The sequence below is a fragment of the Actinoplanes sp. SE50/110 genome, from assembly GCF_900119315.1.
Lineage (GTDB): Bacteria > Actinomycetota > Actinomycetes > Mycobacteriales > Micromonosporaceae > Actinoplanes.
This window is the reverse complement of record NZ_LT827010.1, coordinates 1964662-1979552: the sequence shown is the minus strand read 5'-3', so window position 1 is coordinate 1979552 and position 14891 is coordinate 1964662. Positions and strand designations below refer to the sequence as shown.

Below are 14891 nucleotides of genomic sequence, written 5' to 3'. Positions count from 1 at the left end.
GCCCGAAGAAGCGAGAACGCCACAGCAGAGCCACTTTGGCGAAGTCACAGCGGGGGTTCGGCCGGACTGCCGGCACCGTCGCCGTCACCAGTGACCCTAGCCGAGCCCCCCGGCACCGAACGCAGCGGGGCGCGACCTGAACGTTATCTAAATCCGAACTCGCGGCGCCCCGCCCCGCGCCCGGATCACCGCGTCCACCCCGGCATCAAGGACACGACGGCGGCGGTACGCCGGTGGGCGCCCCGCCGCGCGACGACGGAGGTGATCGAGATCACCCGGCTAGCAGGCCATCATCTCGGGGGTGACCGCCGCCTCCGTGTCGGGGATGCCGAGATCCCGGGCCCGCTTGTCGGCCAGCGCGAGCAGGCGGCGGATCCGGCCGGCGATCGCGTCCTTGGTCAGCGGCGGGTCGGCCAACGCGCCCAGCTCCTCCAGCGAGGCCTGCCGGTGCTCCAGCCGCAGCCGGCCGGCCGAGGTCAGGTGGTTGGGCGCGTCCTCGGCCAGGATCTCCAGCGCGCGGGTGACCCGGGCGGCGGCGGCCACGGCGGCGCGGGCCGACCGGCGCAGGTTCGCGTCGTCGAAGTTGGCCAGCCGGTTCGCGGTGGCCCGCACCTCACGGCGTACCCTCCGCTCCTCCCAGGCCAGGACGCTGGAGTGCGCGCCGATCCGGGTGAGCAGAGCGGCGATCGCGTCGCCGTCCTTGATCACCACCCGGTCGACACCGCGGACCTCGCGCTCCTTGGCGGTGATCCCGATCCGGCGGGCCGCGCCGCGCAGCGCGAGCGCCGCCTCCGGGCCCGGGCAGGTGATCTCCAGCGCGCTGGACCGGCCCGGCTCGGTGAGCGAGCCGTGCGCCATGAAGGCACCCCGCCAGGCGGCCACCGCGCAGCAGACGTTCGCCGAGACCACGTGCGGGGGCAGGCCGCGGACCGGCCGGCCACGCACGTCGAGCAGGCCGGTCTGCCGGGCCAGAGCCTCGCCGTCCTTGACGATCCGGACGATGTAGTGGCTGCCCTTGCGCAGGCCGCCGGAGGCCAGCACGTGCACCTCGCTGGGGTAGCCGTACACGTCGGCGATCTCCCGGCGCAGCCGCCGGGCCACCGCGCCGGTGTCCAGCTCCGCCTCGACGACCACCCGGCCGGAGACGATGTGCAGCCCGCCGGCGAACCGGAGCAGGGACGCCATCTCCGCCCGGCGACAGCAGGGCTTGGGCACGTCGACCCGGCTCAGCTCGTCCTTGACCGCTGCCGTCATCGCCATCGTGTTGTCACCTCATGCGCCGGATCTTGGACAGTGTGTGCCGCACTTACGCCAGTGATTAACGAGCGGCGCCCAATACTGGCACCAGTGCAACACCCAGTGCCTCAGGATCATGCCGTGGGCTCCCGTCCGCAACGGCGACGGGTGCCAATACCAGATCGGCGCCCATCTCCCGGGCGGCGACACGTACCGGTTCGGGTTCGCCTGCCCATTTCACGTCGGCCAGCACGGTGTCCACCCGCAACTCCGGCAGGCACCGGTGCAACGTGGTGAGGTGCCCGGCGGCGGACAGGCCGTGGGTCTCCTTGTCGGTGCCCAGGTTCAGGGTGACCAGCCGGCGGGCCGGGCTCGCCACGATCGCCCGGGCCAGGCCCGGCACCAGCAGGTGCGGCAGCACGCTGGTGTACCAGCTGCCCGGCCCGAAGATCAGCCAGTCCGCCGCCAGCACCGCCGCCACCGCCTGCGGGCAGGCCGGCGGGTCGGCCGGCTCCAGCCGCACGCCGGTGACCCGGCCGCCGGACACCGCGACCGAATGCTGGCCGCGGATAGTGACCGTCTCGTCCGGCCGGGCCGGGTCGGCGCCGATCACGTCCGCCTCGATACCGACCGCGTGCAGGGCCATCGGCAGCACCCGGCCGTGCGCGCCGACCATGGCGGCCGCGTGGTCGAGCGCCCGGACCGGGTCGCCGAGCAGCTCCATCAGGCCGAGCAGCAGCAGGTTGCCGACGGTGTGCCCGGCCAGGGTGTCCTTGCTGCGGTCGGCGCGGCGCTCCAGCCGCGGCCCGCGCACCACCGGGGGCAGCGCCTCGACGGCCGCCCGCGACGGGCCGGCGTCGTTCCTGACGCCCGTCGCCGCCGCCGGCTCGGGCATCGCCGCGAACCGGTGCTGCATCAGTGTCGCGGTCAGCTGCGACGTCGGGTGCCCGTCGGCCAGCGCCGCCAGGGCCTGGCGCAGGTCGCCCGGGGGCAGCAGGGCGTCCCGTTCGACCCGCAGGCGGCCGCTGGAGCCGCCGTCGTCGCCGACCGTCACGATCGCGGTGATGTCCAGGGGCAGCTCGGCCGCGGTGTGCCGGAGCGCGCGCAGCGAGGCGCCCAGCCCGTGCCCGCCGCCGAACGCCACCACCCGGACCGGCCGGGCCGTCACTCGCGCCCCAGGTCGCGGTGCGAGGCGTGGGCCGAGAGGCGCATGGCACTGAGCCGCGAAGTCAACTCCTCGGTTATCGCCACGCTCCGGTGTTTTCCACCGGTGCACCCGATCGCGACCGTCAGATAGCGCTTGCCCTCGCGCTCGAAGCCGGGCGCGGTGGCCGCGATCAGCCCCGCGTAGGTGGCGACGAAGTCGGTGGCGCCCTCCTGGCCCAGCACGTAGCTGCTGACGCCCTCCTCCAGGCCGGTGTGCTCGCGCAGCTCGGGGACCCAGAACGGGTTGGGCAGGAAGCGGGCGTCCAGCACGTAGTCGGCGTCCGGCGGCAGGCCGTACTTGAACCCGAAGGAGAGAACGGTGATCCGCAGCTTGCGGGCGTCCTCCCCGCCGAACAGCTCCTCGACCCGGCGGCGGAGCTGGTTGACGTTCAGGTGGCTGGTGTCGATGATCACATCGGCCTGCTCACGGGCCTCGGCGAGCAGCTTGCGCTCGGCGGCGATCCCGTCGGCCAGCCGGCCGTCGCCCTGCAGCGGGTGCGAGCGGCGGACCGACTCGAAACGCCGGATCAGCACCTCGTCGTCGGCGTCGACGAAGACCACCCGCGGGGAGAAGCCGCGCTCCTTGAGGGCGCGCACCGCCCCGGCCAGGTCGGTGGAGAAGGCGCGGCTGCGCACGTCCAGCACCATCGCGGTGCGCCGGGCGGCGCCGCCGGCCGCGAAGGCCAGCTCGGCCATCTCCAGCATCAGCGCCTGGGGCAGGTTGTCGACCACATAGAACCCGACGTTCTCCAGGGCCCGGGCCACCGTGCTGCGCCCACCGCCGGACAGCCCGGTGACCACCACCAGGTCGGTGCCCGCCTCGTCCGGGTCGACCACGCCGTCGGCTCCGAACCCGGGCATCGCTTCCGTCACGCACGCCTCCCGCGTCGCTCGGCCCGCACCTCACCAGCGGGCCTTGTCGTCCGTTTCGTCGGGGGGCTTCCCTCCCGAGCGGACACAACATCGTAGTCCGATGGGTACCGGTCCAGCCGCCGGACAGGTTGTCCGGCGGAGGCCCTCACCCGCCGCCGGGCCCGTTCAGCGCGGCCAGCACCGCCTCGGCGGTCCGCCGGCCCACCCCCGGCACCTCGATGATCTCCTCCGGGGTCGCCGCGGCGAGCCGCTTCACCGAACCGAAGTGCCGCAGCAGCGCCTTGCGCCGGGTCTCGCCCAGCCCGGCCACGCTGTCCAGCGCCGACTCGGTCATCCGCTTGGAACGCCGCTGCCGGTGGAAGGTGATGGCGAACCGGTGCGCCTCGTCGCGCACCCGCTGCAGCAGGTAGAGCCCCTCGGAGGTGCGCGGCAGGATGACCGGGTAGTCGTCGCCCGGCAGCCACACCTCCTCCAGCCGCTTGGCCAGCCCGCACAGTGCCACGTCGGTGATGCCCAGGTCGGCCAGGACCGCGGCGGCCGCGTTCACCTGCGGCTGGCCGCCGTCGACCACGACCAGCTGCGGGGGGTAGGCGAACCGGCGCGGCTTGCCGGTGAGCGGGTCGATCCCCGGCAGGTCGGCGGTCTCCAGCTCGCCGGTCGCCTCGCCGAGCTCCTCGGCCGGCGGCTCCGGCTCGTCGCGCGGCGCGTCCGCCCCGGGCTGCGCCCGGTATCGCGCGAACCGGCGGCGCATCACCTCGCTCATCGCGGACAGGTCGTCCATCCCGCTGCCGTCGGCGTTGCCGCGGATCGCGAAGCGCCGATACTCCGACTTGCGGGCCAGGCCGTCCTCGAAGACGACCATCGAGGCGACCACGTCGGTGCCCTGGTTCTGCGAGACGTCGTAGCACTCGACGCGCAGCGGCGCCGACTCCAGTCCGAGCGCCTCGGCGATCTCCTCCAGGGCCTTGTTGCGGGTGGTCAGGTCGCCGGCCCGGCGCAGCTTGTGGCGCTGCAACACCTCGCCGGCGTTGCGCGCCACGGTGGCCATCAGGTCGACCTTGTCGCCGCGCTGCGGCACCCGCAGGCTGACCCGGCTGCCGCGGCGCGCCGACAGCCAGTCGGCGAGCGCCTCGGCGTCCTCGGGCAGGGCCGGGACCAGCAGCTCCCGCGGGACGTCGGTCTCGCCGGCCGACTCACCGTACATCTGGGTGCAGAAGTGGTGGACCAGGTCGCCGGTGGACAGATCCTCCACCTTCTCCACCACCCAGCCGCGCTGGCCGCGGATCCGGCCGTCGCGCACGTGGAAGACCTGGACGGCCGCCTCCAGCGGGTCCTCGGCGAAGGCCACCACGTCGGCGTCGGTGCCGTCGCCGAGCACCACGGTCTGTTTCTCCATGGCCCGGCGCAGCGCCGCGATGTCGTCGCGCAGCCGGGCGGCCCGCTCGAACTCCAGCTCCTCGGAGGCGGCCATCATGTCGCGCTCCAGCCGCTTGACGAAGGCGTCGGTGCGGCCGGCCATGAAGTCGCAGAAGTCGTCGACGATGACCCGGTGCTCGGCCGCGGTGACCTGGCCGGTGCACGGGGCCGAACATTTGCCGATGTAGCCGAGCAGGCAGGGGCGGCCGATCTGACCGGCCCGTTTGAAGACCCCGGCCGAGCAGGTGCGTGCCGGGAAGACGCGGAGCAACAGGTCGAGGGTCTCGCGGATGGCCCAGGCGTGCGAATAGGGCCCGAAGTAGCGGACCCCTTTGCGCTTGGCGCCGCGCATCACCTGCAGCCGGGGGAACTCCTCGTTGAGCGTGACGGCGAGGAACGGGTACGACTTGTCGTCGCGATACTTCACGTTGAAGCGGGGGTCGAACTCCTTGATCCAGGAGAACTCCAGCTGCAGCGCCTCGACCTCGGTGCCGACGGTGACCCAGTCGACCGCGCCGGCGGTGGTCACCATCTGCTGGGTGCGCGGGTGCAGCGACCAGACGTCGGCGAAGTAGGAATTCAGCCGGTTGCGCAGGCTCTTCGCCTTGCCGACGTAGATCACCCGGCCGGACGGATCGCGGAAGCGGTAGACGCCCGGAGCGTCGGGAATGGTACCGGGCGCCGGACGATAAGTGGACGGGTCTGGCACAACCACAACAGTAGTGCCTGGGACTGACATGATTGCCCGACCGGAGGTCCGGTGCCGCCGCCACGGCGCCGGATCTCCGGCCTGTGCCCGCAATCGGGCGCCGCGGCCCGTGCCTGGGTCGGGCCGCGACGCCCGACGTTCGGCTCAGGCCGCGACGATCTTGTCGCCGTCCACCTTGACCTTCGTCTCGGCCAGCGGCTTCGGCGCCGGGCCACCGGCCACCGAGCCGTCCTCGATGGAGAACTTCGCGCCGTGGCACGGGCAGTTGATCGTGCCGTTCTTCACCTCGCTGACCTCGCAGCCCTGGTGGGTGCAGATCTTGGTGAACGCCTTGAAGGTGCCCTGCTTGGGCTGCGTGATGACGTAGTCGCCCTGGATGATGCCGCCACCCGAGGGCACGTCGGCCACCAGCGCGAGCTCCGCCCCGGCCGCCGAGCCGCCCCCCTTCGACCCGCCGGTGCTGCCGCCGCCGGTCGCGCCACCGGCCTGCGCGCCCTTGCTGCCGGCCGGCGCCGGCTCGGCGGCGAAGTCGCTGCCGTTCGGGTTCGTCGTGGTGGTGCTGGTGCCACAGGCGCTCAGGACGGCGGCCGCGCCGAGGCCGCCGGCGCCCAGCAGAACGACGCGGCGCGTCGATGCGGGGCCCGCCGGCTCCGCCTGGGTGTCGACGCCGGTCCCGGTCTGCACGTCAGTCATGTATCGCCCCTCCAGTACCTGGTCCGCGCCCGATGTCACGCGGAGTCATCCCTGAGTACGCGGCCGCCACCGCGATCGGTTCATGCGTCCGGCGAGATTAACCGCCGAAGATTGCGGCGTCTTTCCCCGTTTCGTACGCATACCGTCAGCCCGTTCGCCCGAGGCGACCGACGACCGCCGATGCCACGACCCTATGAGCCGCAGCATCCGGGACAGCTGTGCGTCATCTAAGAAACTTCTAAAATCAACTTTCCCGCAGTGGCGCATTCCGGGGTCGCGCGCGCCCGTGCGGTGCCCCGGCTGCCGCCCGGACGGCGAACCCTACGGCGATGTCCCGCTGATCCTGGATCAGCTCCGCACGAACGCCGGACCAACCGGCTCGCCGTTCGGTTCTCCCGGACTCAGCCTTACGGGGACACCGAGCAGGCGCGACGGCCGGGGCCCAGAGCCACGACCGCCGCGCGTCGGCGTACCGCCGATCGGCTTCTCAGACGGCCGCCTTGGCCCGCGACCGCGTCGCCCGCGCCTTCGCCGCGGGGGCCTTCTCGCCGTTGGCCTTGGCCGCGCGGGCGACCGCGGCCGGTGACCCGGCGCCGGAGCCCGACAGCCCCAGTGTGTGCCGCAGGAACTGCCCGGTGTGACTGTCCGGCACCTCGGCGAGCTCCTCCGGGGTGCCGGTGGCCAGCACCAGGCCGCCCTTGCTGCCGCCCTCCGGACCCATGTCGATCAGCCAGTCCGCGGTCTTGATCACGTCGAGGTTGTGCTCGATGGTGATCACCGTGTTGCCCTTGTCGACCAGGCCGTTGAGGACGATCAGCAGTTTGCGGATGTCCTCGAAGTGCAGGCCGGTGGTCGGCTCGTCGAGCACGTAGACGGTCCGTCCGGTGGAGCGTTTCTGCAGCTCGGAGGCGAGCTTGACGCGCTGGGCCTCGCCGCCGGAGAGGGTGGTGGCGGGCTGGCCCAGCCGGACGTAGCCGAGGCCGACGTCGACCAGGGTGCGCAGGTGCCGGTGGATGGCCGGCAGCGCCGAGAAGAACTCGGCCGCCTCCTCGATCGGCATCTGGAGCACCTCGGAGATCGTCTTGCCCTTGTAGTGGACCTCCAGGGTCTCCCGGTTGTACCGCGCGCCCTTGCACACCTCGCAGGGGACGTAGACGTCGGGCAGGAAGTTCATCTCGATCTTGATGGTGCCGTCGCCGGAGCAGTTCTCGCAGCGACCGCCCTTGACGTTGAACGAGAACCGGCCCGGGCCGTAGCCGCGCACCTTGGCCTCGGCGGTCTCGGCGAACAGCTTGCGGACGTGGTCGAAGACGCCGGTGTAGGTGGCCGGGTTGGACCGCGGGGTGCGGCCGATCGGCGACTGGTCGACGCCGACCACCTTGTCGACGTGCTCCAGCCCGGTGACCTTGATGTGCCGGCCGGGCACCTGCCGGGCGCCGTTGATCTGATTCGCCATCACGGTGTGCAGGATGTCGTTGACCAGGGTCGACTTGCCGGAGCCGCTGACCCCGGTGACCGCGATGAACTGGCCGAGCGGGAACGGGACCGTCAGGTTGCGCAGGTTGTGTTCGCGGGCGCCGTGCACCACCACCTCGCGCCCGGCGGTCTGCGGGCGCCGGGTGGCCGGCAGCGGGATCGACCTACGGCCGGAGAGATAGGCGCCGGTCGGCGACTTCTCGTTCGCGAGCAGACCCTCGACGGTGCCGCTGTGCACGATGTGGCCGCCGTGCTCGCCGGCGCCCGGGCCGATGTCGACGATCCAGTCGGCGGTCCGGATGGTGTCCTCGTCGTGCTCCACCACGATCAGCGTGTTGCCCAGGTCGCGCAGCCGGACCAGGGTCTCGATCAGCCGGTGGTTGTCCCGCTGGTGCAGGCCGATGGACGGCTCGTCCAGCACGTAGAGCACACCGACCAGCCCGGAGCCGATCTGGGTGGCGAGCCGGATGCGCTGCGCCTCACCGCCGGAGAGGGTGCCGGCGCCGCGGTCCAGCGACAGGTATTCCAGGCCGACGTCGACCAGGAAGCGCAGCCGGGCGTTGATCTCCTTGAGCACCCGCTCGGCGATCATCTTCTGCCGGTCGTCGAGCTCCAGCCCGGCGAGCAGCTCGGCGCAGTCGCCGATGGACAGGTTGCAGACCTCGGCGATGCTCCGCCCGGCCACGGTGACCGCGAGCACCTCGGGCTTGAGCCGGGCGCCGCCGCAGACCGAGCAGGGCACGTCGCGCATGTACCCCTCGTACTTGTCGCGGGACCAATCGCTCTCGGTGTCGTTGTGCCGGCGCTCGATCCACTGCACGACGCCCTCGAAGCCGGTGTAGTAGGACCGCTCGCGGCCGTACTTGTTCCGGTAGCGCACGTGGACCTGGTCCTCGGAGCCGTGCAGGATCGTCTTCTGTGCGCGGGCCGGCAGCGCCCGCCACGGCGTGTCGAGCTTGAAGCCCTCGGCCTTGGCCAGCGCCTCCAGCAGACGCAGGAAGTACTCCTGGGTGGTGCCGCCGGCCCACGGCTGGATCGCCCCCTCGGCGAGGCTCTTCTCCTCGTCCGGGATGATCAGCTCGGGGTCGACCTCCTTCTTCGTCCCGAGGCCGGAGCACTCGGGGCAGGCGCCGTAGGGCGCGTTGAAGGAGAACACCCGGGGCTCCAGGTCCTCGATCGCCAGCGGGTGATCGTTGGGACAGGCCAGGTGCTCGGAGAAGCGGCGCTCGCGCTCCGGGTCGTCCTCGGCGAGGTCGACGAAGTCGAGCAGGACGATGCCGTTGGCCAGGCCGAGCGCCGACTCGACCGAGTCGGTCAGACGCTGCTTGCTGGACGCCTTGACGCTGAGCCGGTCGACCACCACCTCGATGGTGTGCTTCTCCTGCTTCTTCAGCTTCGGCGGCTCGGTGAGCTGGTGCACCACGCCGTCGACCCGGGCCCGGGCGTAGCCCTTGGCCTGCAGCTCGGCGAACAGGTCGACATATTCCCCCTTGCGGCCGCGGACGACCGGGGCGAGCACCATGAACCGGGTGCCCTCGGGCATCGCCAGGACCCGGTCGACGATCTGCTGCGGCGTCTGCCTGCTGATCCGCTCACCGCAGACCGGGCAGTGCGGGATGCCGGTGCGGGCGAACAGCAGCCGCAGGTAGTCGTACACCTCGGTGATGGTGCCGACGGTGGAGCGGGGGTTGCGCGAGGTCGATTTCTGGTCGATCGAGACGGCCGGTGAGAGGCCCTCGATGAAGTCGACGTCGGGCTTGTCCATCTGGCCGAGGAACTGCCGCGCATACGACGACAGCGACTCCACGTACCGTCGCTGCCCCTCGGCGAAGATGGTGTCGAACGCGAGGCTGGACTTGCCCGAACCGGAGAGCCCGGTGAAGACGATCATGGCGTCGCGGGGCAGGTCCAGGTTGACGTCGCGCAGGTTGTGCTCGCGAGCGCCACGAATAGTCAGTCGGTCGGCCACTACTAGCCTCTCCGTACAGGTGTTTGAAAGCAGACAGGCCACTCTAACGACGGGGTATGACAAAAACCGTCGACCTAGGTGCAGCGCCTCTCACATGGCGGACATTCCCGCGGAGCGGACCCGGGAACGTCACTCCTGCGGGTGAGCCGGGACGGTCCAGATCTCCACGCCGCCGACGGGCTGCGGCGGCCGGCCCAGCGCGTCGACCAGGGTGGCCCGCAGCACGTCCACGTTCTTGGCCTGTGGGACCAGCACCACCACCGCCGCCCGCCAGTAGGCCAGGTCAGCCGCGATCCGCTCCCGGTCGGCGCCGGTCAGCACCGGCCGGCGCCCGGTCAGCTGCGCCTGGACGAGGATCGTGTTCGTGAAGGTGGCCGGGGCGCGCCAGGACCCGGTGGTGTCCGACGGGGGGTTGACCGGGCCCATGAAGTAGCCGCCCGGCACGGCGAAGTCCAGGTTCTCCAGGGTGGCCCAGCGCTGCCCGGTCCGGCCGTAGGTGACCTCCGGCAGCGGCACCGGCACCAGGGTCCGGCCCGCCGGCACGTACTGCTTCCAGATGCCGGCGGTCAGGAACGGCGGCAGCGGGTCGCCCGCGACCACCGGCAGCGGCTTCGGGATCAGCGGGACCAGCGCCAGTGTCAGGCCGATCCAGAACCGGCGGCGGTGCACCGGGGTGAGCTCGCCCACCCGGTCGACGGCGAGGGCCAGCAGGATCCCGGCGATCGTCGCGGGCACCATCGCGAACCGGCTCACGCTCACCAGGTCGATCACCGGGAGGTGACTGATCAGGGCGAACGGCATCGGGATCCAGGTGCGGAAGCCGGCCACCTGCAGCCTCGGCCCGAACGACATGACCAGCAGCACCAGCCCGGCGATCGCCGCCGACCGGGCCGCCGCCGACCGCCACAGCATCCGCATCGCCACGATGATCATGACGAGGCCGAACGGTCCGAAGAACGTGTTGTCCTCGGTCGGGCTCAGGCTCAGCCGCCGGGCCACCGGCCCGATCCCGGCCACCGCCTGCCGCGGGTACGCCCCGATCGACAGCAGGTCGGTGACGATCTTGTCGGGCTCGAACGGCTGACCGTGGTAGTTGCCGGCGGCGAAGAACTGGTACCACAACGGATACGCGCAGAGGGCCGACGCGGTCCCGGCGGCGACCGCGAGCCCGGCCACGAACCGCCCGGCCACCGCCCGCGCCTCGTCGCGCCGCAGCAGCGACCAGGACACCACGAAGACGCCCAGGGTCAGCGCGGTGAAGAGCAGTGTCTCCTCGTTGATGAAGATCTGCAGGACCAGCAGCAGCCCGAGGATCAGCCCGCCGCGGACCGCCCGGCCCGGCTCCCGCAGCCGCAGCACCTGCCAGACGATGAACGGCACCAGATACTGGTTGACGAAGTTCACGTGGCCGCTGGCGTGCGAGATCATCGCCGGCGCGAACCCGCACCAGAACGCCCCGAGCACCGCGGCCCGCCGGCTGGTCACCAGGTGCCGGGCGAACAGCCAGTACCACGCGGCGGCGGTGCCGAACAGGCCGAAGGTGATCAGGAAGACCACCGAGAAGCCGCCGCCCAGGAAGTGCGTGACCGGGGCGAGCGGCAGGCTCAGCGCGAGGATCGCCGTGTTGGCCATCATGTTCACGCCGACCGGCGCGTTGAGGTGGCTCTCGAAGAACAGCGGCGCGCCGTGGAACACCACCCGCTCGCCGTGGGCCAGCATGAATAGGAAGATCCCGTGGTCGTCCCGGTTGCCGGCGAGCACCCGCCCGTTCGGATCGATCCACAGCTGGATCATCACCAGCCCGGCCAGCGCCAGGAAGCTCAGCAGGACCCAGAGATCGGTCCGCCGCCAGCCGCCGAAGCCGCTCCGCGCCTCCGTGACGACCGTCTCGTCCCGTTTCCCCGCCACTTCCTCCACCGCACGCACCGGCCGGATTCTGCCAGAGGGGTGCGACAAGCCCGTCCCTAGGTGTTGGCGAACCGGTTCATCACCCCGGCGTCACCGGTCCCGCCGCCGCGGCGCGGTCGCCAGCCGCACCGTGCGCCGCCGGCTCTGCACCACCACCTCCCGGTGCAGCTTGCGCCAGCTGGCCAGCCGCCGCGGCGGCAGCGACCCGTCGCCGAGCGCCGCCTGCACCGCGCACCCCGGCTCGGACTCGTGCCCGCAGTCGTCGAACCGGCAGTGTCCGGCCAGCTCGGTCACGTCGGCGAACGCCCGCTCCAGCCCGGAGCCGGTGTCGAGCAGGCCGACGCCACGGATCCCCGGAGTGTCGATCACGCCACCCCCGCCCGGGATGGTGACCAGGCTCCGGTACGCCGTGGTGTGCCGCCCCTTGCCGTCGGCGTCCCGGATCGCCTGCACCGGCATCACCGACGCCCCGGCCAGCGCGTTGGCCAGCGTCGACTTGCCGGCCCCGGACCGGCCGAGCAGGGCCAGCGTGCGGCCCGGGCCGGCCAGCTCGCGCAACGGTTCCAGCCCGGTCCCGCGCTGCACGCTCACCGGCAGCACCGGGACGCCGGGGGCCAGCTCGCCGAGCTGCCGGGCCACCGCCCGCGGATCACGGGTGGTGTCGCTCTTGGTCAGCACCAGCACCGGGTCGGCGCCGGACTCCCAGGCCAGGGCGAGCAGCCGCTCCACCCGGGCGTCGCCGGGCTCGGGGAAGATCGGCTCGACCACCGCCACCGTGTCCATGTTGGCGGCCAGCACCTGGCCGGACGAGTCCTTGTCGGCGGTGCGGCGGATCAGCGTGGTGCGCCGGGGCAGCACCAGCTCCAGCGTGACCCGGCGGTCGGGCCAGTCGCGCAGCACCACCCAGTCGCCGGAACACGGCAGCCGGGACGGGTCGCGCGCGGCGTCGAGCAGCGCGTTGCCGCCCAGCGAGGCCCGGGTCACACCGTTCGCGGTGAGCACGGTGCTGACGCCCCGGTCGGCGCGCAGCACCCGGCCGGGGCGGCTGTCGGCCCGGTCGTAGGGACGGAACGCGGAGACGAAGAGCTCGTCCCAGCCGAGCTGGGACAGGTCATACGACATGGTGAACCCTTTACGGTCGTGAGGGGGCGGAGGCCCCCGGGTGAAGGGACGCGGCAACCACGATCAGCACGTGCCTCACCTCCTCCGCGGGTTCGATCAAGTGGCGCGTCTTGTGGATCGACGGTACGACCGTCCGGAGTCCGCGGGAAAGTGAATTCCGCGGCTAGGCTCGTGCCGTGACGATCGATCCGCTGGTCCTGATGACCGACGTGGACCAAGCCACCGACAACCTGCTGCGCGCCGCCGGGGAGCTGGACGACTCGGCGATCGGCGAGCCCTCCGCGCTGCCCGGGTGGACGGTGGGCCATGTGCTCACCCACCTGGCCCGCAACGCCGAGGCTCTGACCAACCTGCTGACCTGGGCACGGACCGGGGTGGAGACCCCGGCGTACGCGTCCCGCGAGGCCCGCGACGCCGCCATCGAGGCCGGTGCCGGGCGGCCGCTGGCCGACCAGCTCGCCGACATCCGCACCGCGCACGAGCGGTTCGCCGACGCCGCGGCCGCGATGCCCGCCGAGGCGTGGACGTTCCGCTACCCCTCGTTGATGCCGTCCGCGGCCGTGGTGCCGTGGGCGCGCCTGCGCGAGGTCGAGGTGCACCACGTGGACCTGGGCCGCGGCTACACGCCGGCCGACTGGTCCGACGCGTTCGCACTGCGGCTGCTCCGCGAGATCGCGGGCGACCTGCCGGAGTCCGCGCCGCCCATGGTGCTGCACCCGGCCGGCGTCGACCACCCGCTGCTGATCGGCTCCGGTGACGGCCCGGCGATCGGCGGCCCGACCCGGTCGATCGCGGCGTGGCTGGCCGGCCGCGCCGACGGCGCCGACCTGACCGTCTCCCCGGACGGGGAGCTCCCGCAACCAGCGAGGTGGAAGTGACGTACGACGGCACCGCTCCCGGCACCCGCGACCTGGGCGGCGGTCTCACGCTGCGCAAGGTCTCGGTCGGCCCGATGGACAACAACGCGTACCTGTTGAGCGCCGGCGGCGAGCAGCTGCTGATCGACGCCGCGAACGACGCCGCCACCCTGCTCGACCTCGCCGGTCCGGCCGGGCTGGCCACCGTGGTGACCACCCACCAGCATCAGGACCACTGGTTCGCGCTGGACGAGGTGGTCAAGGCGACCGGCGCGGCGTCGCTGGCGCACGAGGCGGACGCCGGCCCGCTGCCGGTGGTCACCCGCACCCTGCGCGACGGCGATACGGTGACGGTCGGTGGCCACGAGCTCGAGGTGATCCACGTGGTGGGGCACACGCCCGGCTCGATCGTGCTGGCCCTTCCGGAGCCGGGCGGCGGCCGGGTGCACCTGTTCACCGGCGACAGCCTGTTCCCCGGCGGGGTCGGCAACACCCGCGGGGTGAAGGAGAATTTCGCGTCGCTGATCGAGGACGTCGAGCGCAGGCTGTTCGACCGGTTCCCGGACGACACCTGGTTCTATCCGGGCCACGGCAAGGACTCGACGCTCGGCGCCGAGCGCCCGCACCTGCCCGAGTGGCGCCGGCGCGGTTGGTGAAACCCCGGGTCCCGGGCAATTGGCGTGCCCGGGACCCGGCTCACCAGGTCAGCCCCGGCCCTGCTTGGCGTTCGGGTTGACGTGGATCCCGGCGGTGAAGGCGACGATCTGGTCGCGGCTCCAGTGGATGCCGTCCCAGACCTGGACCTCCAGGTTGATCCCGTTCGGCTGCTTGACGAACAGGGTGATGCCGTCACCGGCGTCGGACCGCTTGGCGAAGAAGCCCTCCCGGCCGCCGACGCTCACCTTCTCCGGCTTGCCCGGCATCGCGCCGTGCTCGTCGACCGACTGCAGCATCACGGCGACCTTGCCGACGTAGCTGTTCGGGTCGGAGTCGGCGACGTCACCCTGCGGCACGGCGCTGTTGTGCGGCTTGGCGCCGACCGGGGCCAGGGTCAGCGAGGACTCGGTGACGCCCTGCACCTCCCAACCGGCCGGCACCCTGTCCACCGAGAAACCGGCAGGCTGCTTGCCGGTGTAGGACACCAGGTCGAACGCCGCGGTACCGGCCGGCGCGCTGGTCGCGGCCGCCGTGGTGCCGCCGGCCAGGGGGGTGCCGGCACCGGACGGCCCGCCGGCTGAGCCGAAGCCGACGGCCGCGGCGGCGACCGCGACGACGAGGGCGGAGCCGGCCGCGGACTGCAGGATCCGGCGGCGGCGCAGCGCGGCGCGGCCCCGGGCCAGGTCGGCCTCGGCCTGGACGGTGGTGGGTGCGCCCGGCGACCCGGCGAGGTCGGCGAGCTGGTCACGCAAAGTGGTCATGAGATGTG

The 14891-nt window shown here is 72.4% G+C and carries 11 protein-coding genes; 2 read left to right on the top strand and 9 right to left on the bottom strand.

Annotation, left to right across the window (positions count from 1 at the left end):
- Positions 1 to 279 precede the first annotated feature (279 nt).
- From whiA to rsgA, 8 genes are all read right to left on the bottom strand, one after another.
- Positions 280 to 1260: a DNA-binding protein WhiA gene (gene whiA / locus ACSP50_RS08845; RefSeq protein WP_014688823.1), complete on the bottom strand. Its 981-nt coding sequence runs from the start codon at positions 1258 to 1260 to the stop codon at positions 280 to 282.
- Positions 1261 to 1318: 58 nt separating this feature from the next.
- Positions 1319 to 2404 (bottom strand): 2-phospho-L-lactate transferase CofD family protein, encoded by a 1086-nt coding sequence (locus ACSP50_RS08840; protein ID WP_014688822.1) that lies wholly within the window; start codon positions 2402 to 2404, stop codon positions 1319 to 1321.
- A complete protein-coding gene (gene rapZ, locus ACSP50_RS08835) occupies positions 2401 to 3303 on the bottom strand; it encodes an RNase adapter RapZ (protein WP_043511056.1) in 903 nt (300 codons plus the stop codon). Before rapZ ends, ACSP50_RS08840 begins: the two co-directional genes overlap by 4 nt.
- Positions 3304 to 3460: 157 nt before the next feature.
- Positions 3461 to 5440, bottom strand: coding sequence for an excinuclease ABC subunit UvrC (gene uvrC / locus ACSP50_RS08830; protein ID WP_043511053.1), 1980 nt, complete (start codon positions 5438 to 5440; stop codon positions 3461 to 3463).
- A 144-nt stretch (positions 5441 to 5584) separates the two neighbouring features.
- On the bottom strand, positions 5585 to 6133 hold the full coding sequence (locus ACSP50_RS08825; RefSeq protein ID WP_014688819.1) for a Rieske (2Fe-2S) protein: 549 nt from the start codon (positions 6131 to 6133) through the stop codon (positions 5585 to 5587).
- A gap of 487 nt (positions 6134 to 6620) precedes the next feature.
- A complete protein-coding gene (uvrA, locus tag ACSP50_RS08820) occupies positions 6621 to 9578 on the bottom strand; it encodes an excinuclease ABC subunit UvrA (protein WP_014688818.1) in 2958 nt (985 codons plus the stop codon).
- A 129-nt stretch (positions 9579 to 9707) separates the two neighbouring features.
- Positions 9708 to 11504 carry a hypothetical protein gene (locus tag ACSP50_RS08815; protein WP_014688817.1) on the bottom strand — a complete coding sequence of 599 codons (1797 nt, stop codon included), beginning with the start codon at positions 11502 to 11504 and terminating at the stop codon, positions 9708 to 9710.
- Between the two features lie 72 nt (positions 11505 to 11576).
- Entirely contained in the window at positions 11577 to 12608 is a 1032-nt protein-coding gene (rsgA, locus tag ACSP50_RS08810; protein ID WP_014688816.1) for a ribosome small subunit-dependent GTPase A, read from the bottom strand.
- Positions 12609 to 12784: 176 nt separating this feature from the next.
- On the opposite strand from rsgA, the gene ACSP50_RS08805 reads away from it, so the two are divergent.
- Together ACSP50_RS08805 and ACSP50_RS08800 are read left to right on the top strand one after the other, a co-directional pair.
- Positions 12785 to 13486, top strand: coding sequence for a maleylpyruvate isomerase family mycothiol-dependent enzyme (locus tag ACSP50_RS08805; RefSeq protein WP_014688815.1), 702 nt, complete (start codon positions 12785 to 12787; stop codon positions 13484 to 13486).
- Positions 13483 to 14121: an MBL fold metallo-hydrolase gene (locus ACSP50_RS08800; RefSeq protein WP_014688814.1), complete on the top strand. Its 639-nt coding sequence runs from the start codon at positions 13483 to 13485 to the stop codon at positions 14119 to 14121. Before ACSP50_RS08805 ends, ACSP50_RS08800 begins: the two co-directional genes overlap by 4 nt.
- A 48-nt stretch (positions 14122 to 14169) precedes the next feature.
- Here the strand turns inward: ACSP50_RS08800 and ACSP50_RS08795 are convergent, their stop codons facing one another.
- Complete coding sequence (locus tag ACSP50_RS08795; protein ID WP_014688813.1) at positions 14170 to 14883, bottom strand: hypothetical protein; 714 nt, start codon at positions 14881 to 14883, stop codon at positions 14170 to 14172.
- Positions 14884 to 14891 lie beyond the last annotated feature (8 nt).